General features: G+C 38.9%; 29 protein-coding genes and 1 other annotated feature. Of the genes, 23 read left to right on the forward strand and 6 right to left on the reverse strand.

What is annotated here, in order from left to right:
• The first annotated feature begins 143 nt into the window (after nt 1-143).
• Nucleotides 144-632 carry an SCO family protein gene (locus tag J2Y67_RS13440; protein WP_310174810.1) on the forward strand — a complete coding sequence of 163 codons (489 nt, stop codon included), beginning with the start codon at nt 144-146 and terminating at the stop codon, nt 630-632.
• Nucleotides 633-687: 55 nt separating this feature from the next.
• On the opposite strand, the gene J2Y67_RS13445 is transcribed toward J2Y67_RS13440, so the two are convergent.
• Nucleotides 688-1,203: a gamma carbonic anhydrase family protein gene (locus J2Y67_RS13445; RefSeq protein WP_310174812.1), complete on the reverse strand. Its 516-nt coding sequence runs from the start codon at nt 1,201-1,203 to the stop codon at nt 688-690.
• A gap of 283 nt (nt 1,204-1,486) precedes the next feature.
• Nucleotides 1,487-1,739: a binding site (T-box leader), on the forward strand.
• Between the two features lie 67 nt (nt 1,740-1,806).
• Between J2Y67_RS13445 and ilvA the strand changes: the two genes are divergently transcribed.
• From ilvA to J2Y67_RS13500, 11 genes are all read left to right on the forward strand, one after another.
• Entirely contained in the window at nt 1,807-3,087 is a 1,281-nt protein-coding gene (ilvA, locus tag J2Y67_RS13450) for a threonine ammonia-lyase IlvA (protein ID WP_310174814.1), read from the forward strand.
• Nucleotides 3,088-3,270: 183 nt separating this feature from the next.
• Entirely contained in the window at nt 3,271-3,960 is a 690-nt protein-coding gene (locus J2Y67_RS13455) for a response regulator transcription factor (RefSeq protein ID WP_310174816.1), read from the forward strand.
• A gap of 1 nt (nt 3,961) precedes the next feature.
• Complete coding sequence (locus J2Y67_RS13460; protein ID WP_310174818.1) at nt 3,962-5,317, forward strand: sensor histidine kinase; 1,356 nt, start codon at nt 3,962-3,964, stop codon at nt 5,315-5,317.
• 275 nt (nt 5,318-5,592) lie between these two features.
• The gene (locus J2Y67_RS13465) at nt 5,593-6,930 is read left to right on the forward strand and encodes an MDR family MFS transporter (RefSeq protein WP_310174820.1); all 1,338 of its coding nucleotides are present in this window, start codon (nt 5,593-5,595) and stop codon (nt 6,928-6,930) included.
• Nucleotides 6,931-7,033: 103 nt separating this feature from the next.
• Nucleotides 7,034-7,465: a VOC family protein gene (locus J2Y67_RS13470; protein ID WP_310174822.1), complete on the forward strand. Its 432-nt coding sequence runs from the start codon at nt 7,034-7,036 to the stop codon at nt 7,463-7,465.
• Between the two features lie 114 nt (nt 7,466-7,579).
• The gene (locus J2Y67_RS13475; protein ID WP_310174824.1) at nt 7,580-7,822 is read left to right on the forward strand and encodes a replicative helicase loader/inhibitor; all 243 of its coding nucleotides are present in this window, start codon (nt 7,580-7,582) and stop codon (nt 7,820-7,822) included.
• Nucleotides 7,823-7,931: 109 nt separating this feature from the next.
• Nucleotides 7,932-8,351: a GNAT family N-acetyltransferase gene (locus J2Y67_RS13480; RefSeq protein WP_310174825.1), complete on the forward strand. Its 420-nt coding sequence runs from the start codon at nt 7,932-7,934 to the stop codon at nt 8,349-8,351.
• A 307-nt stretch (nt 8,352-8,658) separates the two neighbouring features.
• Nucleotides 8,659-8,832 (forward strand): hypothetical protein, encoded by a 174-nt coding sequence (locus J2Y67_RS13485; RefSeq protein WP_310174827.1) that lies wholly within the window; start codon nt 8,659-8,661, stop codon nt 8,830-8,832.
• Nucleotides 8,833-9,007: 175 nt separating this feature from the next.
• Complete coding sequence (locus J2Y67_RS13490) at nt 9,008-9,433, forward strand: DMT family transporter (protein WP_310174828.1); 426 nt, start codon at nt 9,008-9,010, stop codon at nt 9,431-9,433.
• 25 nt (nt 9,434-9,458) lie between these two features.
• Nucleotides 9,459-10,157 carry a Crp/Fnr family transcriptional regulator gene (locus J2Y67_RS13495; protein ID WP_310174829.1) on the forward strand — a complete coding sequence of 233 codons (699 nt, stop codon included), beginning with the start codon at nt 9,459-9,461 and terminating at the stop codon, nt 10,155-10,157.
• A gap of 29 nt (nt 10,158-10,186) precedes the next feature.
• Nucleotides 10,187-10,696 (forward strand): DMT family transporter, encoded by a 510-nt coding sequence (locus J2Y67_RS13500; RefSeq protein ID WP_310174831.1) that lies wholly within the window; start codon nt 10,187-10,189, stop codon nt 10,694-10,696.
• A 23-nt stretch (nt 10,697-10,719) separates the two neighbouring features.
• On the opposite strand, the gene J2Y67_RS13505 is transcribed toward J2Y67_RS13500, so the two are convergent.
• Entirely contained in the window at nt 10,720-11,124 is a 405-nt protein-coding gene (locus J2Y67_RS13505; RefSeq protein ID WP_310174833.1) for a hypothetical protein, read from the reverse strand.
• Nucleotides 11,125-11,280: 156 nt separating this feature from the next.
• Here J2Y67_RS13505 and J2Y67_RS13510 point away from each other — a divergent pair, with 156 nt between their 5' ends.
• Nucleotides 11,281-12,873, forward strand: a complete 1,593-nt coding sequence (locus J2Y67_RS13510; protein ID WP_310174835.1) for a long-chain-fatty-acid--CoA ligase — start codon at nt 11,281-11,283, stop codon at nt 12,871-12,873.
• A gap of 68 nt (nt 12,874-12,941) precedes the next feature.
• On the opposite strand, the gene J2Y67_RS13515 is transcribed toward J2Y67_RS13510, so the two are convergent.
• Genes J2Y67_RS13515 through J2Y67_RS13525 form a run of 3 tightly spaced genes read right to left on the reverse strand, consistent with a single transcriptional unit; the run spans nt 12,942 to nt 13,701 of the window.
• A complete protein-coding gene (locus J2Y67_RS13515) occupies nt 12,942-13,178 on the reverse strand; it encodes a hypothetical protein (protein ID WP_310174836.1) in 237 nt (78 codons plus the stop codon).
• A 50-nt stretch (nt 13,179-13,228) separates the two neighbouring features.
• Complete coding sequence (locus J2Y67_RS13520) at nt 13,229-13,462, reverse strand: hypothetical protein (protein ID WP_310174838.1); 234 nt, start codon at nt 13,460-13,462, stop codon at nt 13,229-13,231.
• Nucleotides 13,463-13,467: 5 nt separating this feature from the next.
• Nucleotides 13,468-13,701: a hypothetical protein gene (locus tag J2Y67_RS13525; RefSeq protein ID WP_310174840.1), complete on the reverse strand. Its 234-nt coding sequence runs from the start codon at nt 13,699-13,701 to the stop codon at nt 13,468-13,470.
• 219 nt (nt 13,702-13,920) lie between these two features.
• Here J2Y67_RS13525 and J2Y67_RS27990 point away from each other — a divergent pair, with 219 nt between their 5' ends.
• Complete coding sequence (locus tag J2Y67_RS27990) at nt 13,921-14,424, forward strand: hypothetical protein (RefSeq protein WP_396954075.1); 504 nt, start codon at nt 13,921-13,923, stop codon at nt 14,422-14,424.
• 193 nt (nt 14,425-14,617) lie between these two features.
• Here the strand turns inward: J2Y67_RS27990 and J2Y67_RS13535 are convergent, their stop codons facing one another.
• On the reverse strand, nt 14,618-15,295 hold the full coding sequence (locus J2Y67_RS13535) for an SOS response-associated peptidase (RefSeq protein WP_310174842.1): 678 nt from the start codon (nt 15,293-15,295) through the stop codon (nt 14,618-14,620).
• 323 nt (nt 15,296-15,618) lie between these two features.
• On the opposite strand from J2Y67_RS13535, the gene J2Y67_RS13540 reads away from it, so the two are divergent.
• From J2Y67_RS13540 to J2Y67_RS13580, 9 genes are all read left to right on the forward strand, one after another.
• Entirely contained in the window at nt 15,619-16,356 is a 738-nt protein-coding gene (locus tag J2Y67_RS13540) for a GntR family transcriptional regulator (protein ID WP_310174844.1), read from the forward strand.
• A gap of 68 nt (nt 16,357-16,424) precedes the next feature.
• Nucleotides 16,425-17,267 carry a fructoselysine 6-kinase gene (locus tag J2Y67_RS13545; RefSeq protein ID WP_310174845.1) on the forward strand — a complete coding sequence of 281 codons (843 nt, stop codon included), beginning with the start codon at nt 16,425-16,427 and terminating at the stop codon, nt 17,265-17,267.
• A 103-nt stretch (nt 17,268-17,370) separates the two neighbouring features.
• Nucleotides 17,371-18,666, forward strand: coding sequence for an ABC transporter substrate-binding protein (locus J2Y67_RS13550; protein WP_310174847.1), 1,296 nt, complete (start codon nt 17,371-17,373; stop codon nt 18,664-18,666).
• Between the two features lie 56 nt (nt 18,667-18,722).
• Entirely contained in the window at nt 18,723-19,610 is an 888-nt protein-coding gene (locus tag J2Y67_RS13555) for a carbohydrate ABC transporter permease (protein WP_310174849.1), read from the forward strand.
• A 4-nt stretch (nt 19,611-19,614) separates the two neighbouring features.
• Nucleotides 19,615-20,517: a carbohydrate ABC transporter permease gene (locus J2Y67_RS13560; protein WP_310174850.1), complete on the forward strand. Its 903-nt coding sequence runs from the start codon at nt 19,615-19,617 to the stop codon at nt 20,515-20,517.
• A gap of 138 nt (nt 20,518-20,655) precedes the next feature.
• Nucleotides 20,656-21,621: an SIS domain-containing protein gene (locus J2Y67_RS13565; RefSeq protein WP_310174852.1), complete on the forward strand. Its 966-nt coding sequence runs from the start codon at nt 20,656-20,658 to the stop codon at nt 21,619-21,621.
• A 50-nt stretch (nt 21,622-21,671) separates the two neighbouring features.
• Nucleotides 21,672-22,685 carry an SIS domain-containing protein gene (locus tag J2Y67_RS13570; protein WP_310174854.1) on the forward strand — a complete coding sequence of 338 codons (1,014 nt, stop codon included), beginning with the start codon at nt 21,672-21,674 and terminating at the stop codon, nt 22,683-22,685.
• Between the two features lie 285 nt (nt 22,686-22,970).
• Nucleotides 22,971-23,522 carry a GNAT family N-acetyltransferase gene (locus tag J2Y67_RS13575; protein WP_310174855.1) on the forward strand — a complete coding sequence of 184 codons (552 nt, stop codon included), beginning with the start codon at nt 22,971-22,973 and terminating at the stop codon, nt 23,520-23,522.
• Between the two features lie 89 nt (nt 23,523-23,611).
• Nucleotides 23,612-24,022 carry a VOC family protein gene (locus J2Y67_RS13580; protein WP_310174857.1) on the forward strand — a complete coding sequence of 137 codons (411 nt, stop codon included), beginning with the start codon at nt 23,612-23,614 and terminating at the stop codon, nt 24,020-24,022.
• Nucleotides 24,023-24,283 lie beyond the last annotated feature (261 nt).

Raw genomic sequence — 24,283 nt, forward strand, 5'->3', positions numbered from 1 at the left:
GCTGAGTGTTTACTCAGCTTTTTTTTCTGAAAATGAGGTGTTTTGATGTGAAACGCTGGTTGTTTTTAATCGTTTGTTTATTGCTGTTATCAGCATGTTCAAAGACCGAAACTAAAAATGTAGAGGACTCCTTCCCCCTCCATATGGAAGTACAGAAATTTGAGGCGGTGAATCAAGATGGTGAGCCCTTTTCCTTCTCAAAGCTAAAAGGAAAGGTTTGGGTGGCCGATTTTCTTTTCACAAATTGTGATACGGTTTGTTCGCCGATGACCGCAAACATGGCGTCATTACAAAAGAAACTGGCTGTAGCCGGGATGGATGCAGAGCTTGTGTCTTTTAGTATTGACCCTGACCACGACCAGCCGGGGAGATTAAAGGAATATGCCAAAGGGGTAGAGGCAGATTTCTCTAATTGGAACCTCTTAACCGGATACAAGCAGCCATTTATCGAAAGCTTCGCCAACAAATCCTTTATGGCAGCAGCGGCAAAACTTGAAGGCTCTAATCAATTTGTACACAGTACTTCATTCTACCTCGTCAATAAAGACGGAGTCGTCCTGCAAAAATACGAAGGCGCTTCAAACCCGCCATACAATGAAATTATTAAAGATATAAAAACATTGGAAGAGTGATTCGACAAAATTCGGGTGGTGCCAGGCTCCACCCGAATTTTGTCGAAAAAACCTATTACTTCTCAAGAATTTGTTTGTAATCCCGTCCTTTTTGGACGTAGACTTCGATAGACATTTGGATTAATAGCAAGTCTTTTTCTGTGAGTTCGCGGACTACTTTTCCGGGGGATCCAACAACGAGGGACCGCGGGGGAATTTTTGTTCCGCTAGTAATTAAGGTGTTGGCACCAATAATGCATTCATCGCCAATTTCGACGTGATCGAGCAGGGTGGAGCCCATCCCGATAATGCTGCGATTACCAATCTTACAGCCGTGTAAAATGACGTTATGGCCCACCGTAACTCCATTTCCAATTTCCACAGGACAGCCTTCGTATAAATGGATTGTGGTGTTATCCTGGATGCTGGTTTGTTCTCCAATGGTAATCGGACCCTCATCCCCGCGTAATACCGCATTAAACCAAACCGTAGACTCTTTACCAATTTTTATATCTCCAATTAAATAAGCTCCAGGTGCAACAAACACCGTTTCATCGATCGAAGGGGTAATACCATTGAATGGAATCTTCAAAATTTCTCTCTCCTTTTAACTATCTGAATTATCTCTCTTTTCAGGAATAATTATATCATCAAATTAATAGGGAAGGAATGAGAACGCTTTTTTTCTACTAGATGTTAATCAATTCAATGCGAAAAAGAAAACCTCCGGTCAGTGAATGGTACGAGAGTATATGAACATTTTATCTGTTCGTGAAAAATTCACATGAAAGCGTTTTAATTTTGACAAAATAATAAAAATAATCAAAATATATTGACGAAGCCCATTTACGGTGGTAACCTTATAACAAATTTAAGATGAATCGATGAAGAGAAGAGTAGGAATTGTTCTTGTTTTACAGAGAATCGACGATGGGTGGAAGTCGATAACAAAGCATTTCTGAAAATCATCTCCGAGATGCGTAGCTGAAAAAAGTAAGCTAGGCCGGAATGTCCACCGTTAAATTGGAACACGTATTTAAATTGGTACGTTGATTTGAGAGCCGCAGCTGTAGGGGGAATTTTTGCTGCGGAAGTAGGGTGGTAACACGAGCTAAACTCGTCCCTATACATGGGGCGGGTTTTTTGTTGTTTAAAAATTGAAATTGAAAAGCGTATTTATTTGGGAGGGACCATGATGAAACAGCAAGTCGAGCAAACAGAGCAAAATGAACAAACCTTAACTGCAGAGGATATTATCCTTGCCAGTCATAATATTAAGGATGAGATTTCACCAACTCCATTGCAATATAATGCAATTTTATCAGAACGATATGAATGTAATGTTTACTTAAAACGGGAAGATTTACAAAGTGTACGTTCCTTTAAAATTCGCGGGGCCTATAATCGGATTAAAAAATTAAGCGGCGCAGACCTACATAATGGAATTATTTGTGCAAGCGCCGGAAACCATGCACAGGGAGTAGCCTATTCTTGTCATCTTCTTAAAATTAACGGAAAAATTTTTATGCCAAGTACAACACCAAAACAAAAAGTGAAGCAGGTGAAATTCTGGGGCAGGGAAGATGTCGAAATTGTTTTAGTTGGAGATACCTTTGATGACGCCTATGAAAAAGCGAAGGAATGCAGCAAGCTTGAGAACAGAACCTTTATCCACCCGTTCGATGATTTTGATGTTATCGCCGGACAAGGAACGGTCGCTGTTGAACTCCTGAATGACTGTCAAGATCCAATCGATTATTTATTCGCGGCGATCGGCGGTGGGGGTCTTGTCTCAGGGGTTGGAACCTATTTGAAACAATATTCGCCGAATACCAAATTAATCGGTGTCGAGCCGATGGGTGCTCCAGGCATGAAAGAATCATTATCAAAAGGTAAGGTTACTTCGTTAAAAGAAATTGATCCTTTCGTCGACGGTGCTGCTGTTAAAACGGTTGGAGCCCATACGTTTGAGATTTGTAAGGACCTGGTAGAAGATATAGTGGTGGTCCCTGAAGGAAAGGTTTGTACGACACTCATTTCATTATACAATGAAAATGCCATTGTTGTGGAACCTACAGGTGCCTTATCGATCGCAGCACTTGATTCCTATAAAGAACAAATCAAAGGAAAAACGGTCGTTTGTATTGTCAGCGGGGGTAACAATGATATCGGAAGAATGCAGGAAATTAAAGAGCGTTCCAAAATTTATGAAGGACTGCAGCATTATTTCATTGTCCAATTCCCGCAGCGTCCCGGTGCATTACGCGAGTTTTTATTAGATGTTCTTGGACCGAATGATGACATCAGCCATTTTGAATATACGAAAAAGAACAACCGCGAAACAGGTCCGGCATTAGTCGGCATTGAGTTGAAAGATAAAGACGACTACTTCCCATTAATCGAGCGGATTAAAGCAAAAGGATTTTTATATCGGGAAGTGAATAAAGATCGGGCATTATACCAAATGCTTGTTTAGTAAACTTTTATAAATCTCCGAATCCTAGCAGGAATCGGAGATTTTTATTTTTAAAAAGAAAAATGGTACGATGAACCATATAAACTCCCACTGAAAATTATATTAATAATCCATTAAAAATCGAGAATAATGGAAGAAACATGTTAAATTATTGGTAGAGTCGTTTAAAAGGAGAAAGAAATCATGAAAAAACGTATATTAGTCATCGAGGATGAAATCAATATTGCCAAGGTGTTAAAAATAGAGCTTGAATATGAGGGCTATGAAGTGTTGGTCGAACATGATGGAAAATCGGGATTAAATAGGGCAACAGAAAAACCAATCGATCTTATTCTATTAGATGTTATGCTTCCTGAAATGAATGGAATAGAGGTATTAAGGAGACTTAGAAAAGCTGGGAATCAAACTCCCGTTATTCTTTTAACGGCAAGAAATATGACATTAGATAAGGTAACGGGATTGGATCAAGGAGCCAATGATTATATAACCAAACCATATGAAATAGAAGAACTTTTAGCGAGGGTGCGTGCATGTATCCGCGACCATTCTATCCATGTTCCAAAAGAAGATACTTCCGTGCTTTCGGTAGGAGATTTATCGATTGATACCAATACCCGGGAAGTGACAAGAGATGGGATTTCCATCACTGTCACTCCGAAAGAGTATGATTTATTGCTTTATTTAGTAACCAATAAAAATAAGGTCGTCACAAGAGATAATATTATCTTGAATGTTTGGGGGTATGAATATGAAGGGGAGACCAATGTGATTGATGTGTTCATCCGTCATCTTCGTAAAAAAATAGACGAAGGATTTGACCAAGAATTAATTCATACCGTTCGGGGAGTAGGTTTTACCATCAAGGAGAAATAACATGAAAATAACCACAAAAATTAACCTGATGACCACCGCATGGCTGCTTTGTGTATTAATCCTTATTAACGTAGTTGTCTTTGTTTCTTTTTTAAAAATTACCGTCAATATGGAAGAGGATGCGCTATTACAAAAGGCTAATGATATTATCGATGAACTCCATCATGACCAGCGTGAGGAGTTAGCAGAAAAATTAAAAGATTTTTTAACCATCCATTCCTATATCAGAGTGGTCAATCCGAATGGTAAAACTCTAGCCGAAGTTACCAATGATAAAGAAATTAGCGGCAAGATTCAACCAAAGTACACAAGCAAACAAGAATCCGGAAGAATATTGATCGGAACAAAAACGGGAGAAAAACAAGTCATCTATGTCCGTGTTCCGATTAAAACGAGTCAGCACCTCAGCGGAACACTTGAAATCGGTGAAGCCTTAATGGGGCTTGAAATGAGAAAAGATATTTTATTATGGATCCTTGGTTTATGCACAGTCCTATCCGGTATTTTGTCCCTGCTTGGCGGGAAATGGTTATCTGGCTTCATTATGCGGCCGATTTCCAATATGATCAAAACGATGGAGGATATTGAACAAAGTGGTATCCCGAAAAAGATTGTGATTCAAAATCGAACACGGGATGAACTCGAACAAATGGCTTCGACATTCAACCGGATGATTGAGAGACTAAGCGAAAATATGGAAAAACAAGACCAATTTATTTCCGATGCCTCTCACGAATTAAAAACGCCGTTAACCGTCATTAAAAGCTATGCAAGTCTTTTAAGAAGAAGGGGCGTGCAAAATAATGAAATGTCGACAGAAGCCATTGAAGCCATCTATTCTGAAGCAACCCGGATTCAAAAAATGACCGAAATGTTCTTGAATATGGCCACTTCCGAAAAAGAAACGACCTTGGACTTCAAGCAAGTGGATTTAGTTGGTTTATGTAAAGTAATTCAAAAACAGCTAAAAAATGCCTATAAGCGGGAGATTCATCTCCATTACAGTGATGAACATATCTTTATTCAAGCAGATGAACTGAAATTAAAACAGGTAATCATTATCCTTCTTGATAATGCGATCAAGTATAGCAAAGATCATATTGATTTATATTTGAATCAGCATCAACAGCGGGCATCGATTGTAGTAAAAGACTACGGGATTGGCATTCCGGAGCAAGATCTTCATCGGATTTTTGAACGATTTTATCGGGTGGATAAAGCAAGGAGCCGAGAAACAGGCGGCACTGGTCTGGGGCTTGCAATTGCTAAAAATATTATGAAAATGCATAAAGGAGAAATAAAAATAAACAGCGAAGAAGAAAAAGGAACAGAAGTTGAATTACAATTTCCTCTCTAAAGAATGTGAAAAATTCACACGGTGTCTGGCACTAATGTGAATTTTTCACAAAATATACACACCATTTTTGTCTCTGTTTCAAATCCCTCCAAAAATTCTTCAAACATATACACTATTAAATTACAACAATCTTTTTTAAAATTTTGGCTATTTAAATTAGCGGTAAAGGAGAAAATTGGAATCTAGAAAAATAAAATCATTTTTTGTTATAATGGTAAAGGACTTTATTTTCAAATAGAAAAATATGGGAAGTAATACGTTTTATGGGGGTCTATATGAATAAAAACAAGTATGTATTTTGGGGTCTGGTTATTACCACCCTTATTTCCGCACTAGATTCAAATATTATGCAAACGGCGAGTCCGACGATTGTCAAACAACTAGGCGGGATGGAGCTGTTTGCTTGGATTTTTTCTGTTTATATGCTGGCAAGCACGGTTACTGTGCCACTTTACGGAAAATTATCCGACATGTACGGAAGAAAGCGGCTGCTCATTATTTCAGTGGTGATCTTCACAATCGGTTCTTTGCTTGCAGGTATGGCAAATTCAATGGTCTCGCTCATTATTTACCGCGGTATCCAGGGGTTAGGAGCAGGCGGAATGCTGCCAATCTCGATGATCATTGTCGGTGATTTATTTACGATTGAAAAACGGGGGAAAATTCAAGCCGTCTTTAGCGGAATATGGACATTGTCTTCAATTGTAGGACCTGTACTTGGTTCTTTTTTTGTTGAAACCTTAACATGGAGATGGATTTTCTTTATCAATATTCCGATTGGAATTGCGACCGTTCTTTGTTTGATCCCATACAAGGAACAAAATCAATTTAAAAAGACTTATATTGATTATAAAGGTTTTGTTTTATTTGGTCTTTCCATTACGTTATTATTGCTGGCCACAAACGTTGCTGATGCATTCTGGTATGTCGTCGCGGGAATTGTTGGTATGGTCCTATTCCTGCTTGTGGAACGGAAGGTGGAACAGCCCTTTCTTCCGGTTACCTTGTTTAAAAACAAAGGAACCCTAATGGTCAATCTTTATATGTTATTTTTTTGTATTTCCTTTTTTGGTACACCGAACTACATCCCGCTGTTTTTACAAGAAGGTAGCCATATGAACATTTATCAAAGCGGTTTAATTCTATTAAGCATTGCCATTGGCTGGACGTTCGGAAGTACCCCAGCAGGAAAATGGATTTTACGTTACGGCTATAAAAAATTGTTTATCATCGGAAATCTGATTTGTACGCTTGCAGGGTTAATCATCTTTTTCGTCATAAAAGATGTTTCCTACTTTTTATTATTTGGTCTCTTGACCATTCAAGGATTTGCATTTGGTTTATTATTCGCCGTTGGGACAATCGCTTCACAGGAATTTGTCGAAAATAATATTAAAGGGATGTCTACTTCCCTGCAAATCTTTATAAGAAACATAGGGACATCGATCGGGGTGACGGTCATGGGGCTGTTTATCAATCATGCAGCGACAATGGTCATTGGGATGAAAAATATTTATCTTTTTGCGCTATGTGTAAGTGTCCTATCCATTATCGTGACCTTTTTAATCCCGGCAAAAAGCCCGGTTGAAAGTGAAGGGAATGTTATGAACTAAGCTGGCATTTGTGCCGGCTTAGTTTTTTATTGGAAAAATGGCAGGAGAAATTAAAAGTATGGAGAAAATATGAAAATGGAAAATATGAGTTGGAGGAAAAAAGATGATACCACAAAGGATTAGTTTAGTTACAATCGGGGCTTTTGAATTACCAAGACTTCGCAGCTTTTATCAATCATTGGGATGGGAAGAGACAGAAACGAGTTCTGACAATTTTGCTGTATTTAAAACCGCCGGGGTTCTGCTTTCGTTATTTCCAATTGAGGAGTTAGCGAAGGATGCAGGCATTGAGTTCCAATTATCTCCTGAAACCTATCGACCGATTACTTTAGCGATCAATGTGGAAACTCCCGAACAGGTCGACTCTACGATTAAAAAGATTCGTGAAGCGGGCGGAAAAATCTTAAGAGAGCCAAGTGATGCCTTCTGGGGCGGGCGAACTGCCTATTTTGCGGACCCGGAAAACAATCTCTGGGAGGTTGCCTGGAATCCAACATCGGTGTTTGATGAGCGAGGGGCAATGATTTCGTTTTAAAGAGTAAACTATCCTTCAGCATAAACCCAGCAACTGCTTTGAAAAACCTAGCTATTGCTGGGTTATTTTTTTCCATTAAAAGGTGAATAATAGCTCGATAAGGAGGGACACAAAATGACGAAACAAGAGGCATTAAAAATTTTGGTGCTGATCGAGTCTGTTTATAAAGGCTATATTTCCAAAAATGAAACAGTTACCTTTTGGTTCAATTACTGCTCAGAGTTAGATTTTCCTATGGTGATGTCAAAACTCAAAATGCATATCCGAACTAATCCCTATCCTCCGACAATTGCCGATTTGACTGACAAACCTGAGGACAAGCGGTTCCCATGGCTGCATGAATATAAAACAATATGATCCAATTGACATTCTAAATTCCACTGAACCTGAGATTGAAAGAGGCTGCTATTTATTTGGATGTAAACGGCACAATAACCAATATTATTTTGAAATAGAGGAGCGGGAGATGGATATACAATTATATCATGATTTTTCTAGAATCAATTTGGATGATATGAGAGAAGTCTATGAATCTGTCGGTTGGACAAAACATCGTAATGAGATCATAAAACAGGTATTCGATGCGAGCAATGTCACTGTGTTTGCTTCAGTAAGCGGTCGTACGGTTGGGTTTGGAAGGTCCTTATCTGATGGAGTCTTTAATGCAGCCATTTATGATGTGGTGGTTCATAAGGAGTTTCAAAAATTGGGAATCGCAAAAAGGATAATCGAAGATCTTTTGGATCAGCTCCAAAACGTTTCCTGTGTTCATTTCATTTCAACAACAGGAAATGAAGAATTTTACCGAAAAGTAGGTTTTAAAAAAATCAAAACGGGCATGGCGAGGTATTTGAACCAAGAACTAGATGCGGAGTATTTGGAATAGGGAGTATTAACGACCCTATTTTATTAGTAAAAGTTTTTGTTAACTGATAAACTGTCTATAAAAGTTGGTTTTATAGACTATATTTCTTTGATAAGGTTCTATGCGACCCATTCAAGGGAAGAGTCCCGCACCGGTAGCATAGAAAGGTTCTATGAGACCGAATCTGGGGAAGAGTCCCTTCCACGGTAGCGTAGCCGTGTTCTATGCGACCCAATCTGGCGAAGAGTTCCGTCCACAGTAGCGTAGCCGTGTTCTATGCGACCCAATCAAGGAAAGAAACCCGTCCACGGGAGCATAGCAAGGTTCTATGCGACCCAATCTGGCGAAGAGTACCGTCCATGGTAGCGTAGCCGTGTTCTATGCGACAGATTCCTATGAAGAATCCCATTTTGGGGCATTGATCTTTGATTGGTTGGACGACACGCTGCAAGTAAATAAAGAAAGCATTTCTGATAATCTAGATACGCAAATAAAAGCATAAAATTCGCAAATAAATCCTTTCCACTCGCAAATAAATAGTAGAAATCCTGTATTATTTTGATAATACGGGATTTTTATTGTGAAGGAAAAAATTATTTTAAGACATATGTCCTTCCTCAAGTTCTATAACAGGATATATCATGAACATAATGATTTTTTTATTGAGGAGAGAGAAAATGAAAGGGATTATATATGCGTTTTTAGGAGGGGCTTTTATAACTTTGCAAGGTGTTGCCAACGCTAGAATTAGTCAAGATATTGGCACTTGGCAAACAGCAACCATTACTCAGTTTACAGGGTTCATTACGGCATTAGCGATCATGATGGTTATCCGCGACGATACATGGAAAAAATTTAAGGAAGTGAAACCGGTCTATTTAACTGGTGGTGCCTTCGCTGCAGTAATCATTTACAGTAATGTAACTGCGATCCATCATATTGGAATGACTCTTTCCATCGCATGCATCCTAATCGCTCAACTTGGCCTTACCTTTATCATTGATTGTAATGGATGGTTTGGCGTATTGAAGCAAAAGATGACTATACGGCAGCTTATTGGAATCATGATGATGATTGCTGGCGTAGTCATTCTAAAATTTTGATTGGAACTGTAGGTGAAACCCAAGAATGGAAGAAATCAATGATCGTGAGCAGTTGAATGATTTTTTGAAAATGCATGAATTGGAACCAATCTTTAACGAAGAATTATTACCACATTTATCACTTTTTAACTTTGAACAAGGGGAAAATATCTGTTCACAAGGAGATGCTTCCCAGTATATGTACATTCTTGTGAAAGGAAAACTGAAAATCTATACAAACTCGGTCGAAGGGAAAACCCTTATTCTATCTTTTAAGACACCACTTGAAGTAATCGGAGATATTGAATACGTCCAAAATATCCCTATTATTAATACAGTTGAGGCGGTATCGTCAGTGACGTTGATTGGTATTCACCACCATTGGTTAAAAAAATATATGAGTGATTACTCACCATTTCTCCAATTTTTACTAAATATCATTACACAAAAATTCCATCTTAAATCCAATTCCATGAGCTTAAGTCTGATGTATCCAGTCGAAGTACGGTTGGCCAGTTATTTATTATCGGTCTCAATGGATGAATCCGATTCTCAAATGAATGAGCAACAAGGTTCAGTTAATCTTACAGATACAGCGAATTTCATTGGAACCAGCTATCGACATCTAAATCGAGTCATACAAAGATTCTGTTCAGAGGGATTGATTGAGCGTAACAAAGGCTCCATTATTGTAAAGGATAGGAAAGGCTTAAGGAAACTTGCCGTACAAAATATTTACGAATAACTTTGCACAAGAAGGAGGGGGTTAATATTATGGTTTTTGGATTACTGATATCGCTTCTCGCAGGAGCATTTCTAAGTATGCAAAACATCTTTAACAGTAAAGTCAATGAACGCGCAGGATCATGGTCGACAACCACACTGGTATTAGGCATGGGATTTTTCGCATCATTGATATTCGGGTTAATTTTTGAAGGAAAAAATCTATTTGCCTTGCAACATATGAAGCCTTGGTTCTGGTTCAGCGGTTTGCTTGGAATAGGGGTTGTCACATGCCTTGTGAAGGGAATGCGGCTGCTGGGTCCTACTTTTTCCATCTCAATCGCTCTAACATCGCAGCTGGGCTTTGCCTTATTATGGGACTCTCTCGGCTGGTTTGGTCTCAAACAGGTTCCATTTACTTTCAAACAATTAATCGGTGTCCTAGTCATAGTCTGCGGTATATTGGTATTCAAGCTGGGAGAAAGGAAGCACGTGATCTTAAAAGAAGCGATTAAGATGGGGATTCCAGCGAAAAATAAAAAACATGGATCTGTTCTGTAAAGATCCATGTTTTTTCGTGAAAATTATCTTGGTGTTAGAGGCTTAACTGATATCGCAGGAGAAGAGGTTTTGATCATGCAGCCGTCTAAATGCTCTTGATTTAATAAACCGAGCTGAAGAGCAGCTTTAATTTTGACATCATCCGGTTTTTTAATAATTTGAATCAGATCATTCATTTGTAATTCTTCTAATCTTTTAATCATCACTTCATCATTGTATTTTTCTATGTTCCGAATTTGCCGTTGAAGTTTATACCCGCTAATCGTAATTTCTCCTCTTACATTCTCGCCAACAAACTGATCAAAGTATTGCTGGAAGGATTCCTTTAATCGATTCATTTCCAATTCAATTTCTTTTTTCTGTTTATTCAATTCATAATATTTGATTAACATTTCTCCGGTAACCGAGGTTTCGTTTTTGTTTTTCATGATGTTCTCCCCTTCATACGAACGTATATTCTATATTATGACTGCCTTAGCAAATAAATTACAGTTCAGGGAAATTTCACATTTTAAGGTAGTAATTATTAAAAAAGATATGCTAGAATAAAATTAGAAAATTCAATTTATTAATGAGGTGAAAAGATGAATGTACCTTTAGTGTTAACAGAGTTCTTAGATCGTGCTGTAAAATTGTATGGGAACAAGAAAGCGGTTTATTGTGATGAGCGAGTTTTTACATACGAGAACTTAGCCGGAAGAGTTAATCAACTTTCCAATGGACTAAGGGATTTGGGAGTTGAAAAAGGGGACCGCGTTGCCTATTTGGCTCCCAATACCGTTGAAATGCTGGAAGGTTTTTATGGCATTTTTCAGCTTGGTTCGGTCATGGTGCCCCTGAATAGTCGATTAACACCTCAGGATTATTTATTCATCTTAAACCATAGCGAATCAAAATTGCTGTTTGTCGACCAGGATCTTTACCATTTAATCGCTCCAATTAAAGACAAGCTTGCAACGGTTGAACAAATTATTGTTCACTACAAAGATCATGAAACTCCAGAAACGGATTACGAACAATGGCTCGCGGGTTTTAATGCTTCCTCATTTGACCGTGAAGAATTGGATGAAAATGATGTAAGTAGCCTTCTGTATACAAGCGGTACTACCGGGAATCCAAAAGGTGTTATGTTAACGCACCGTAATAATTACCTTCATGCTTTGTGTACAATGCATCATTTACGAGTCAGAGATTGTGATGTATATCTTCATGTTCTGCCGATGTTTCATGTGAATGGCTGGGGAGCACCATTTTACTACACAGCCAATGGTGCCACACATATCTGTTTAAAAAAAGTAACACCTGAATCTATTTTTAAGGCAATGGAGGAACATAAGGTTTCCGTATTACACATGGCCCCAACCGTGCTGAACGCACTCTTGCAGTATTATGAAAAAAATAAACCGAAGCTTGAACAAGATGTACGTGTTGTCATCGCTGGCTCGGCGCCGCCGCCCGCATTTGTTACCCGGGTGGAAAAAGAACTTGGCTGGGAATTTATTCAGGTTTATGGGATGACAGAAACGACTCCGCTTAGCTTGGTTTCGACGATTCGTTCAGAATTACAACACCTTTCTCCTGAAGAGAAATCAAGAATTAAAGCCAAAGCGGGTTACCCGATGATCGGCTGTGATGTGCGAGTTGTCAATGAATATGGGGAGGAAGTTACCCGTAATGGGAAAGAAATCGGTGAAGTCATCACAAGAAGCCACGGGGTGATGAAAGGCTATTGGAAAAATCCAGAAGAAACGATGGAAACGATTCGGAATGGCTGGCTTCATACCGGTGATATGGGTACAGTCGATGAATATGGACACATCGATATTGTCGACCGAATGAAGGATATCATCATCAGCGGTGGAGAAAATATTTCTTCGATTGAAGTTGAAGGTGCTCTTTATGAACATCCTGATATTCTAGAAGCTGCTGTTATTGCTGTACCGCATGAAAAATGGGGAGAAACTCCTCACGCTTTTGTTGTTTTACGGGAGAATCGACAAGTCAGCGAGCAAGAAATTATCGCATTTTCCAGAGAAAAATTGGCCCATTTCAAAGCGGTAACAGGTGTCACTTTCGTCAATGAACTACCGAAAACTGCATCAGGAAAAATCCAAAAAGTCCACCTTCGCAATGATTATTGGGAAACTAAAGGGAAAGTAGGCCGATTTGTAAATTAACCACATGGCGCTTTCATATGAATAATTAAGAAGAGTGAAGAATCTATTATGATTCATCACTCCTTTTTTTAAATAATACTATTTTTCGTAATCCACGTGTCATTCAAATCACTGTCATAAACATACGAGATAGGAATAAAAATGGGGACGATGTCACCGTTTTGCTCTCCAAAGCCTTGGTTTCTTTTATAACCGACAAACTGGTCCCTAATTTGGTTTGCCCCTATATTCATGATGGAGGCGTGGTCAAACACATTAATTTTATAGCCTAACAAATTGATTTCTGTCGGCGCGAATATAACCATCAAAATCACCCCATGGAATTGACATCTCTAAAAAACCCAAGGCATTCTGTTTATATAACGCTGTTCTTAGCCGAATTAGTATCCGCAACATCTGGATCGACAACCCAGGAAATAGGGATATTGACAGGCGATATATCACCGTTTTGCTCCCCAACCCCCTGATTCCGTTTATAGGCAACTAACTCATCGATTATTTGATTGGGACCAAAATTTACGTAGGAAGAGTTATCAATGGCATTCACTTTAAAACCAAGAAGGTTAATCGCATACGGCCCAACGATCATTTCCATCACTCCCTATTGTTTTTCACTCTAGGTGAATCAATTGGCTCGTCATCATACGTCGCATGGATAGGAATCATAAAAGTAGTTAAGTCCGCCATTTGCTGGCCATACCCTTGATTTTTTTTGCCGGTCACATTTACCCCAACAATATAATTCTCTCCGAAGGATACTAATGAAGCATGGTCAGGACTTCCTATTTTCAGACCGCCTATATTAATCTTTGTCGGAATAAAAAACATGTTTTGTCCTCCAAATTACAGCATTTTAAGAGAAAAAATACGATATTTTTAAAGTTTATTCATTTCATGGTAAAAAAATAACAGTTTTAAAGGTTGGTTAACCCTAATCAGTTTTTACACACAGAAGCAGATTTATTTATATATATGGGTAACTGCCTATGCCTTTTTCCTGCTTTAACATAGTCTAGACTGTAACCTATAAAAAGGAGTGTGTGCTTCATGCAAAATATTGGTACAGGAACGATGGGTGGATTTCCTGGCTATGGTGGAATGGGCAGCATGGGAGGAGTTCCCGGCATGACAGGTATGGGTAGTATGGGAGGAGTTCCCGGCATGACAGGTATGGGTAGTATGGGAGGAGCTCCCGGCATGACAGGTATGGGTAGTATGGGAGGAGCTCCCGGCATGATGGGTATGGATGGAATGGGTGGTTTTCCTGGTCATGGATTTGATGGGATGCACGGACTTCCCGGTCAAGGAGGAATGGGAGCATTCCCGGGACATGGATTTGGAAGTATGGGAGGATTCCCTGGATATGGAGGATATGGAAGCATGGGAGGTCATCCTGGCTACGGCGGCTATGGAGGATTCCCTGGGGCTGGAGGATTCCATGGATATCCAGGTTTCCCAGGAGCAGGCGGAACCCAAATGTATGGTACACAAGGTGGAATGACCGGTTTTCCAGGTTATGCACCAGGGACAATGGGAGGTTTTCACGGCTAATTAAGCCGTACCTGCTGAATTTCAAGTATAAAGTGGTGTCCTAAAACTTGGGACACCACTAAAAAAAACGAAAGTGGTTATTTCCACTTTCGTAAGAAGGAAAAATGTTTGGGTTACTACAAAGTATGTCGTTGCTTGTACCTTGATGTAGTTTACTTGTCCTATAATAAAAAAATATTCCTTAAAAATGGGTCTAACAAATTTTTTGGACGAGCTCGATCGAATTATTCTTAGGTGAATTCACAAGGGAAGAGACCTCATATGCTTCCATTAATTGTTCATCATACGGTTTTAAAAAATCCATTAAATATTGCAGATTCGAAACAGAGGGATTCAGCCATATCTTTTCGTCCTCTGGCTTAAGGATGACAGGCATACGGTCATGAATATCCTTCATTAATTCATTAGGCTGGGTCGTAATGACCGAGCAGGTAAAGAGGGGCTTTTCATCAGGTGATTTCCAAGTTTCCCATATACCCGCCATCGCAAATAAATGATTGCTTTTCAACTTAATTCTCATTGGCTTTTTTGAACGGTCATCACCGCGTTTCCATTCATAAAAACTATCGGCAACAATCAAACAGCGTTTCCGTTTAAATGAATCCCGGAAGCTCGGTTTCTCGGATAAAGTCTCTGCTCGAGCATTAATCAATTTATTTCCAATGGATACATTTTTTGCCCAAGAAGGGACGAGACCCCATTTTAAAAACCCCATCCGATTTATTTTTCCATCATTGATAATGGCTAAAACCCGCTGAGAGGGTGCAATATTATAACTCGGACTATATAACTCCTGTTCCAGAAAAGCCTGAACATCAAATCGGTCTAAAACCTCCTCAATGGTTGCGGTTAACGTAAATCGACCACACATACTACAATCACCTCAGTTATTAAGTGTAACAAAGTTTTCATTCATTTTTCAAAATTTTTATTTAAAACATATTGACAAGACAGAAAATTTAAATTATTTTTAATGTAATATAAGATATATTAATTCCACACCATTTCACCTTTGGGTTTAACCTTCTAAGTCTTCTTTTTGAAAGCGCTATCCATCCATCACAAGTTACATTTACTTCCGAGATTATTTTCAAATATCCTTTTATTCATTATTATATTCGCTCTTAATGGTATATACCATTTTAAGGAAAAGTGAGATGATAAAAGAAAACACTAAAAATTGGGGATCATGAGATGAACAAAATGATGAAGGACGAGGAAGCAATTCCATTTTACAAGCAATTAAAAGATAAAATCCTTGATGATATTGAACTTGGAAAATTAAAGCACGGCGATAAGCTACCATCGGAAAGGGAACTGGCTGAACAATATGGAATCAGCCGGATGACAGCGAGGCATACCTTGTCCATTTTAGAAAGAGAAGGAGTGGTCGAGAGACGAGTCGGCTCCGGGACTTTTATTTCGAATAAAAAAATAGAAATGGACTTTATTACCTTTAACAGTTTTACAAGAAACATGATTAATAGGGGATTAACTCCTAGCACCCAGATTCTTTCGATTCGAAAAATAGAAGCAAAACCGATGTTAGCAAACAAATTAAAAGTAGCAATTGGTGAGTCAGTGACAGCAATCAAACGTTTGCGTCTTGTTGATGACATGCCAGTCGCGATTGAAGAATCATTTATTCCTGAAAAACTATGTCCTAATCTCGATCAAATTATCACCGATAACAGTTCCCTTTATGAAATTTTAGAAAACCATTACGGTATTGTCCTCGTCAAGGCAAAAGAGTACATGCAGGTTACCTACTCCGAGGAAAGTGATAGTAAGCTATTAAAAATCCGTTCCGAAAGTCCTTGCATTTTTCAAGAAGCGGTCGCCTTTGACCGAAATGAACAGGAAATTGAATTTTCCACTTCATTAACCAGAAGTGATATCGTTAAATTTTATTCTGAATTGAATCTCCAATAAACAGGAATTCCGTTCAGATTTAAATTTAATGGTATATACCATTATTTACCGACCTAGGAGGTTGAATCATGAAGGTAATTGGTGTTGGCGATAATGTAGTAGATCAGTATCTTTATAAAAGAACAATGTATCCAGGTGGCAATGCTTTGAATTTTAGTGTTTATGCAAAACAGCTTGGTGTGGAGTCCGCCTACCTTGGAGTTTTTGGCAGCGACCGTGCTGCTGAACATATAACCCAAACCTTAAAAAATTTAGAAGTCGATCTTTCACATTGCAGGTATCATGATGGTGAAAATGGCTATGCACAGGTAGATTTAGTCGATGGTGATCGGGTCTTTATCGGCGGAAATGGCGGAGGCGTCCAAAAGAACCATCCTATTGTCCTTACCGATGCAGACTTGGAATATATCAAAACCTTCGAAATTGCTCACAGCAGCATATATAGCGAGATGGAAGCGGAATTACATAAGTTAAAAGAGGCAGGGGTCAAAGTATCCTTTGACTTTTCAGCTGACTATAATGATGAAATTTTAGAAAAAACTTGTCAGCATGTGGATTTCAGTTTATTGTCCTGCGGTCAATGGAAGGATGAGGAAGTAGAGGAACTTTTAAAACGAGTTCACTCCTATGGAAGCATTCTAGCAATTGGTACGATGGGTTCACGCGGTTCCATGGTTTACGATGGCCATACCTTTTATCGTCAGGAGCCTCATTTTGTTCAACCCGTCGATACATTAGGGGCAGGAGATTCTTTTTTCACCGCCTTTATTCTTCATTATTTTAAAGGAAAGAAAGAAAAAATGATGGCGGCAGAAGCAGAGCTCATCAAAGCGAGCTTGGAAGAAGGCGCAAAGTTTGCTGCGAAAACCTGTCTTATCGACGGTGCTTTTGGGTTTGGGATTTCATTCTAATCCCCTTTTAGGGGGAGGAATTTTATTAATAGGATCCACAGGGGGTGTCATACATTAAATAGTTTGAAAGTTTAGTATTTTTAAAAATAAGGAGGGTTAATGAATGAGTAAAAAAATGAAGATTTTATTAGTAGCCATGCTAATGTTTGCACTCGTCTTAACGGGATGTTCAAGCACTTCGTCTACCAAAGAAGACGAATCGGGTAAAATCGTTCTAAAATTTTTGCATAAGTGGCCGCAGCCAGAATACGCTCCCTATTTTGAAGAAGTGGTGAAAGAATTTGAAAAGCAAAATCCAAATATTAAAGTAAAAATGGAAGCGATTGCAGACGAACCAATTAAGGATAAGCTCCGTGTCATCCTTGGCGGTAACGATGTTCCTGACATTATGTTCTCTTGGTCAGGAGAGTTTGCAAGAAAATTCGTTCGTGCCGGTGCAGCCTTAGATTTAACTCCTTATTTAATTGAAGACACCGCATGGAAAAACAGCTTTATTCCAGCTTCCTTGCAGCCATTTAGCTCCGACGGTAAAAACTATGGAATTCCGCTTCGCTTTAACGGAAAATTCTTTGTCTATAACAAAAAAATATTTGATAAATACCACTTACAAGCACCAAAGACTTGGGATGAATTCTTACAAGAATTAGACACCTTGAAAAAAGGCGGAGAAACTCCAATTATTTTTGGAAACCAAAGCCCATGGGCAGCCATCCATTACTTAACAGGTCTAAACCAAAAACTAGTAGCACAGGATGTCAGAATGAAAGACTATAATCCTAAATCCGGAGAATTTACGGATCCTGGTTATGTAAAGGCAATGGAGATGTTTGCTGACTTGAATAAAAATGGTTACTTCATGAAAAATGCCAACTCTACTTCCCATGATATGGCGAAGCAATTGTTCCTAGCAGGTAAGGGAGCCATTATGTATGTAGAATTAGAAGAATTCCCTGATATCGAAAAGGGCTTAAAAGGAAACTGGGGCTTCTTCCCGATGCCGTCCATTTTAGATGGAGCAGGAAATCAGAATTTCATCACCGGAGCACCTGATGGATTTATCGTATCATCAAAATCCAAGCATCCTAAAGAAGCTATTAAATTCTTAAAATTCTTAACTAGCAAAGAAAATGCTATGAAACTGACAAAACAGCTTGGCTGGCCTAGTCCGATTGATGGTGCAACAACATCTGAAACTTCCTTGAAACAGGTTGCAGAAGGCGTCGATTTCATGAAGAAGGAAGAGGGCATGGCTGAATGGCTAGATACGGATGTCCATGCAAAGGTTGCAGATGCATACCTAACGAATATTCAACTATTGCTTGACGGCACGAAATCACCGGAAGAAATTATTAAACAAGTTCAACAAGTTGCGAAACAAGTACAAGGTGAAGTGAACTAATAGAAGAAAGGGTAGGCAGTTATGTAACTGTTTACCCCCTCTAAGGAGGAAGAAGGATGACAAAAACATTTCGTAATAGTCGTACAGCTTTACTTTATATTTTACCAGCACTCCTTCTCATCCTGTTGTTTGTGTTTCTGCCGATTGTGCTGAATCTTTATAACAGTTTATTTAGGTGGAATTCATTTTCGGCAGGAAAAACTTTTGTAGGTTTTGAGTATTATGACAGGCTCTTTAAGGATCCAGTTTTCTATATTGCATTAAAAAATAATTCTCTATATGCCATTATTTCCTTAGTATTCCAAGTTGGAGGCGGATTAGTGATTGCCGCCATCCTCGAAGACAAACTAATTAGAAGATTTCAACCATTTTTCCGAACTGTATTTTTTATCCCTTCCGTTATTTCCATCGCTGTTGTTGGTTTATTATGGCAGCTGATTTATAATCCGGAAGTTGGTTTAGTCAATGGCTTTTTAAAATTTATTGGTCAATCCGAGTGGGCACATTCTTGGCTTGGGGATAGTAAAGTTGCCATCTATGCAGTTGTTGCCGTCTCGCAATGGCAGTATACAGGTTATATGGCGATGCTTTTCTTGATCGCGATGCAAAAAATTCCTTTTGAATATTATGAAGCGGCCATGATTGATGGCGCATCTAAGATAAAAACCTTTTTCAATATAACACTTCCACAGATCAAAGAAATGACCATCGTGGGTATGGTCATTACTGTAATCGGAGCATTCAAAGTGTTCGATGAAGTTTATATCATGACTTTTGGAGGACCCGGCCAATCGACAGAAGTTTTAGGAACGATGCTTTACCGCGCGGCTTTTCGGAATGATGAAATGGGCTATGCTTCCACGATTGGGACGGTCATTTTTGTCATCACTCTCATCCTTTCCTTAATTCAAATGAAATTAGGAAAATCTGGACAGGAGGCGTAAGAAAATGACAACAAGGGAAAATCCCGTTGTAAAAACAAACGAATTCCAACCAGTGAAAACGGCAGGATCGAAGATTACTACAAAAATTAAAAATAGAATCTTTCAAGGGACAGTCCTTGTCTGGTTTAGTATTTTTGCCATTTGTATTATATACCCGATCATTTGGCTTGGATTAAGCGGACTAAAATCGAATAGCGATTTCTTCTTAAGTACGTGGTCCCTGCCAAAAGAATGGCTTTGGAGTAATTATAAAGCCGCATGGGACGCGGGTATTGGTCATTTCTTCTTAAATAGTGTTCTTGTGACAGTGGTCTCCGTTGTATGTGTACTCTTCTTTGGATCGATGGCAGCCTATGGGCTGAGCCGCTTTCATTTTAAAGGTCAAAATTTCTTATTGATTATTATCCTAAGCGGTTTGATGCTTGCGCCGCAGGTTAGCTTAATCCCGCTTTATAAATTGTTGCAGGCGATTGGTCTATATAACACCTATGGAGCCTTAATCCTGCCTTATGTTGCATTTCAATTGCCATTTGCGATTTTCTTAATGCGATCCTATTTTCTTTCCATCCCCCATGAGCTTGAAGAATCGGCTATTCTCGATGGATGTAATAGTTGGAAGGTCTACCGGCATATTATTGTTCCGATGGGTAAACCCATCATTGCTTCCTGTGCGTTGTTGACGGGAATGAATGTCTGGAATGAATTCATGTTTGCCCTTGTATTCGTTGAAGATTCCAGCCTTCGCACAATCCCGGTCGGCTTAATGAACTTAAGAAGTCAGCTAAATACGGATTTTGGAATTCAATTGGCCGGTTTGGCAATATCCGCGTTGCCGATGATCATTGCGTACATTATTTTCCAAAGACAATTCGTTCGCGGCTTATCGGCTGGAAGTGTAAAAGGATAAGCAAGAGTACCAGGATAGTTGGAATAGGGAAGAAATGTACTTTCCTATTCCACGTAAATTCGTTTCTCACGATTGGTTTAAATGGTATATACCAAATAACCAATTTGGAAAAATATAGATTTTTAAGGAGGATACAAGATGTTAGCAGATGTACAAAAAGCGTTAGATGTGTTGAAGGAAAGGGATATTGACCGTGTTTATTTCGTCGCATGCGGAGGTTCTTCCTCCCTTATGTATGCAAGCAAATATGTGCTGGACCGGGAAAGCGAGACGATTGATTCTGATCTTTACAGCTCCAATGAGTTTGTCCATCGTAATCCGAAGAAATTAAACGAAAATTCGCTGGTGATTTTATGCTCACATCATGGAAAAACACCCGAAACGGTGGAAGCTGCACGTTTTGCTCGTGAAAAGGGTGCGTTAACTATTTCCCTAACCTTTGATGCTGATTCACCGCTTGCCCAGGTTTCTGAGAATGTAATCGTCTACCATGATCAGGAAGACTCAAATTATGTGAACGAATCCCCTGCCATTATGCTTGAACTTGTTTTTGGCCTGTTAGCAGAAAAGGAAGGCAATGAAAAATTTAATGATATCCTGTCCTCCTTAGAAAATCTAAGACCGCTTTTAAACAAGGCAAAAGAAGAGACTTTGGCCCAAGCGAAAGAATTTGCTGAGTCCTATAAGGATGAAAAAATTATTTACACGATGGGCAGCGGCGCCAACTATGGGATTGCCTATTGGTTTGCGATCTGCCTGCTGATGGAAATGCAATGGATCCATTCCCATGCGATACATGCCGGTGAATACTTCCACGGTCCCTTTGAAATTTTGGATAAAGAGGTACCTATTATCCAATTAGTTGGCTTAGATGAAACCCGTCCATTGGAAGAGCGTTCATTAGAATTTACCCAACGTTATGGTGAGAGAGTGATTGTCCTTGATGCCAAAGACTTTGACTTAACAGGTATTGCCGAAAGTGTAAAAGGGTATATTGCACCACTTGTATTACAAACCGTTTTACGACAGTATGCAGGGGAGCTAGCGGAAGTCCGTAACCATCCATTAAGCACCAGAAGGTACATGTGGAAGGTTCCTTATTAAGTTAGACTGGAAGTCTTAAATAATATCAAATGAAATTTGGAGGGATCCTCATGTTAAAATTTGAACACGATACTTTTTTAGAATATGTTGGAAACGAAGCAGTGGAGAAAAGAGAAGAAATTGAAAAAGTAGTAGATGAAATTTCCGCAAAAGGCTATAAAAATATCTTCCTTATCGGATCTGGCGGAACGATTGCGATGATGTACCCATTCGAATATATCCTAAAATCGAACTCAACCGTAGAGGTTCATGCAGAAATTGCTGCAGAATTATTAGTGATGAATAATCGCCATCTTTCAAAGGATTCAGTTTGTATTTTTGCATCTGTTACCGGAACAACAAAAGAAACGGTAGCAGCAGCCGAGTTCTGTAAGGAGAAGGGGGCCACCACCATTGGTTTGGTCGCTGAACCTGGTTCACCACTTGCTGAAACCGTTGAATATTGCATTTCAACAGGGCATGAGAAGCATTCGTTCGATACGTTCTTCCTTCATCTACAACTGTTGACATTCCGGTTTATCCATAACAACGATGAATTCGCGCAATACGAGCAATTTGCCAAAGAAATCGCCCTGCTGCCAGAAGGCATTGTCAATGCATTAAAAGCCTTCGATTCCCGGGCGGAACAATTTGCGATCAAACATAAAGATACAGACTATCATATGTTGGTCGGTGCAGGGAACCTATGGGGGAATACCTATTCCTACGCCATGTGTATTTTAGAGGAAATGCAATGGATTAAGTCTAAATCGATCCATGCAGCTGAATTCTTCCACGGTACACTTGAGCTTGTTGAGGACGACACCAGTGTCATTTTGTTCAAAGGCGAAGATGAAACTCGTCCATTGGTTGATCGTGTTGAACGATTTGCTGAAAAAATAACAAATGAATTATTCATAATTGATACGAAAGACTATCCACTTGAGGGCATTAGTGAGGAATTCAGAAAACACTTTGCTGTAAATTTAAACTGGGCATTAACTGGCCGGATTAGCGTCTACCTGGAGCGTGAAAGAAACCACCCATTAGAACTTAGAAGATATTACAGAAAAATGGAATATTAAGATAAAGCCGAGGTTAATATTAAAATTCCATACAAATGTTAAAATCATAGTAAAATATATTTATTTTAAATTTTCAATTACTTTTACACTTTAAACTGTTGAAAGAAAATTTCGAAAATGTTACTATTGAGTTGTTTAAATTCTTCTGAGTTTAGACCTCCTAAACTGAAGCTTAGCCTTGACCACTAAGCTTTACTTTGGACCTTTGAGACGTACTCAAAGGTTCTTTTTTTTGATGAAATCGGCTAAGATGGAATCAATATTATTTTGACGGAGGAGACTTAAGTGGATTTTGAGACTATTGATCGTTGGGATGAAGGAATCTGGAATAAGGTAAGTCCTATTTATCAAGAAGCCTTTGGGGATAAAGGAGCGAAACCAGAAAAGGTTATCCGTAACATGTTCCGTAAGCAAATTTGCTTCCTCCATGTTGCCTTACAACAAGATCTACCCGTCGGACTGGCACTCACCGGAAAATTACAGGGAATAAATGCCCTTGTGATTGATTACATAGCCGTTGACACTGATCATCAGGGTCGGGGGATTGGTTCTGAAGTGATCCATTACATAAAGGACTGGGCGATGGCTGAAGAGGGATTTGATAGCATTATGATTGAGGTCGAGTCAGAGATGACTGTTGAAAATCAGGATAGGATTCATTTTTGGAAAAAGAATGGTTTTACTTTAACGGACTATATTCATCGTTATATTTGGGTTCCAGAAACCTATCAAGCCATGTACATACAGCTCTCCCCGAATGAAAAATTACCCAAGGACGGGAAACAGCTTTTTAAACATATTGGTAATTTTCATAAGGAATCTTTTAAAGGCATATAACATGTTTGTAAATGCCATACGAAGTAAAAAATGATATATTGTGGACAGGGAAGAAATCGTTTCCAAGATCATATAAAGGGAGTGTCTAAATGAAGGGCCAAATCACACCGTATCTTATGTTTGATGGCAATGCCAGGGAAGCTTTGGAATTCTATCGTGAAGTGTTTCAAGGGGAAATTTTAAACGCCCAAACCTATGGGGAGTCAGGCTATAATAATTCTCCAGAGGCTCAAAATCTTCTGATTCATGCGCAATTCAAAAAAGATGATTTATTCATTATGGCATCTGATGCCTTTCCAGGAAATGCGATTAATAAGGGAAATAACATTTCGTTGGCACTTGATTTAGAAAGCGAAGAGGAAATTCAACGATTGTATGATGCCTTACGTGAGAACGGGAAGGTCTACATGGAACTCCAGGATACCTTCTGGGGAGCGAAGTATGCGAAAGTAACGGACCATTTTGGAATTACTTGGGATTTGAATTATCAAAAATCATAATAACATGCAAAAAACAAAGCACTCGATTTGAGTGCTTTTGTTTTTGGACTATATGTTAAGGTCAATTAAATAGTTTCGATTAACTTAGTATCTTCCGTGTAGAAGCATGGGACGATTTTCCCGTCCAATTAAGGTATTTTGCTTTTAGAGCCTATCATATTCTGTTCTGCTAAAGCACTATTGTGCTAAAATTCAGAAAATTCCATTGACAGACAGGATAGCATCACATAGAATAATAATGAAATTCAAGAATATAAAGAT

It is taken from the genome of Neobacillus niacini, from assembly GCF_031456445.1.
GTDB classification, from domain to species: Bacteria; Bacillota; Bacilli; order Bacillales; family Cytobacillaceae; genus Neobacillus; species Neobacillus niacini_I.

Bases quoted from the DNA above. Each gene is read 5' to 3' on its own strand.
- J2Y67_RS13440 (WP_310174810.1), top strand. From the start codon at position 144: ATGGAAGTACAGAAATTTGAGGCGGTGAATCAAGATGGTGAGCCCTTT.
- ilvA (WP_310174814.1), top strand. From the start codon at position 1,807: ATGAAACAGCAAGTCGAGCAAACAGAGCAAAATGAACAAACCTTAACT.
- J2Y67_RS13455 (WP_310174816.1), top strand. From the start codon at position 3,271: ATGAAAAAACGTATATTAGTCATCGAGGATGAAATCAATATTGCCAAG.
- J2Y67_RS13460 (WP_310174818.1), top strand. From the start codon at position 3,962: ATGAAAATAACCACAAAAATTAACCTGATGACCACCGCATGGCTGCTT.
- J2Y67_RS13465 (WP_310174820.1), top strand. From the start codon at position 5,593: ATGAATAAAAACAAGTATGTATTTTGGGGTCTGGTTATTACCACCCTT.
- J2Y67_RS13470 (WP_310174822.1), top strand. From the start codon at position 7,034: ATGATACCACAAAGGATTAGTTTAGTTACAATCGGGGCTTTTGAATTA.
- J2Y67_RS13475 (WP_310174824.1), top strand. From the start codon at position 7,580: ATGACGAAACAAGAGGCATTAAAAATTTTGGTGCTGATCGAGTCTGTT.
- J2Y67_RS13480 (WP_310174825.1), top strand. From the start codon at position 7,932: ATGGATATACAATTATATCATGATTTTTCTAGAATCAATTTGGATGAT.
- J2Y67_RS13485 (WP_310174827.1), top strand. From the start codon at position 8,659: ATGCGACCCAATCTGGCGAAGAGTACCGTCCATGGTAGCGTAGCCGTG.
- J2Y67_RS13490 (WP_310174828.1), top strand. From the start codon at position 9,008: ATGAAAGGGATTATATATGCGTTTTTAGGAGGGGCTTTTATAACTTTG.
- J2Y67_RS13495 (WP_310174829.1), top strand. From the start codon at position 9,459: ATGGAAGAAATCAATGATCGTGAGCAGTTGAATGATTTTTTGAAAATG.
- J2Y67_RS13500 (WP_310174831.1), top strand. From the start codon at position 10,187: ATGGTTTTTGGATTACTGATATCGCTTCTCGCAGGAGCATTTCTAAGT.
- J2Y67_RS13505 (WP_310174833.1), bottom strand. From the start codon at position 11,124: ATGAAAAACAAAAACGAAACCTCGGTTACCGGAGAAATGTTAATCAAA.
- J2Y67_RS13510 (WP_310174835.1), top strand. From the start codon at position 11,281: ATGAATGTACCTTTAGTGTTAACAGAGTTCTTAGATCGTGCTGTAAAA.
- J2Y67_RS13515 (WP_310174836.1), bottom strand. From the start codon at position 13,178: ATGGTTATATTCGCGCCGACAGAAATCAATTTGTTAGGCTATAAAATT.
- J2Y67_RS13520 (WP_310174838.1), bottom strand. From the start codon at position 13,462: ATGATCGTTGGGCCGTATGCGATTAACCTTCTTGGTTTTAAAGTGAAT.
- J2Y67_RS13525 (WP_310174840.1), bottom strand. From the start codon at position 13,701: ATGTTTTTTATTCCGACAAAGATTAATATAGGCGGTCTGAAAATAGGA.
- J2Y67_RS27990 (WP_396954075.1), top strand. From the start codon at position 13,921: ATGCAAAATATTGGTACAGGAACGATGGGTGGATTTCCTGGCTATGGT.
- J2Y67_RS13535 (WP_310174842.1), bottom strand. From the start codon at position 15,295: ATGTGTGGTCGATTTACGTTAACCGCAACCATTGAGGAGGTTTTAGAC.
- J2Y67_RS13540 (WP_310174844.1), top strand. From the start codon at position 15,619: ATGAACAAAATGATGAAGGACGAGGAAGCAATTCCATTTTACAAGCAA.
- J2Y67_RS13545 (WP_310174845.1), top strand. From the start codon at position 16,425: ATGAAGGTAATTGGTGTTGGCGATAATGTAGTAGATCAGTATCTTTAT.
- J2Y67_RS13550 (WP_310174847.1), top strand. From the start codon at position 17,371: ATGAGTAAAAAAATGAAGATTTTATTAGTAGCCATGCTAATGTTTGCA.
- J2Y67_RS13555 (WP_310174849.1), top strand. From the start codon at position 18,723: ATGACAAAAACATTTCGTAATAGTCGTACAGCTTTACTTTATATTTTA.
- J2Y67_RS13560 (WP_310174850.1), top strand. From the start codon at position 19,615: ATGACAACAAGGGAAAATCCCGTTGTAAAAACAAACGAATTCCAACCA.
- J2Y67_RS13565 (WP_310174852.1), top strand. From the start codon at position 20,656: ATGTTAGCAGATGTACAAAAAGCGTTAGATGTGTTGAAGGAAAGGGAT.
- J2Y67_RS13570 (WP_310174854.1), top strand. From the start codon at position 21,672: ATGTTAAAATTTGAACACGATACTTTTTTAGAATATGTTGGAAACGAA.
- J2Y67_RS13580 (WP_310174857.1), top strand. From the start codon at position 23,612: ATGAAGGGCCAAATCACACCGTATCTTATGTTTGATGGCAATGCCAGG.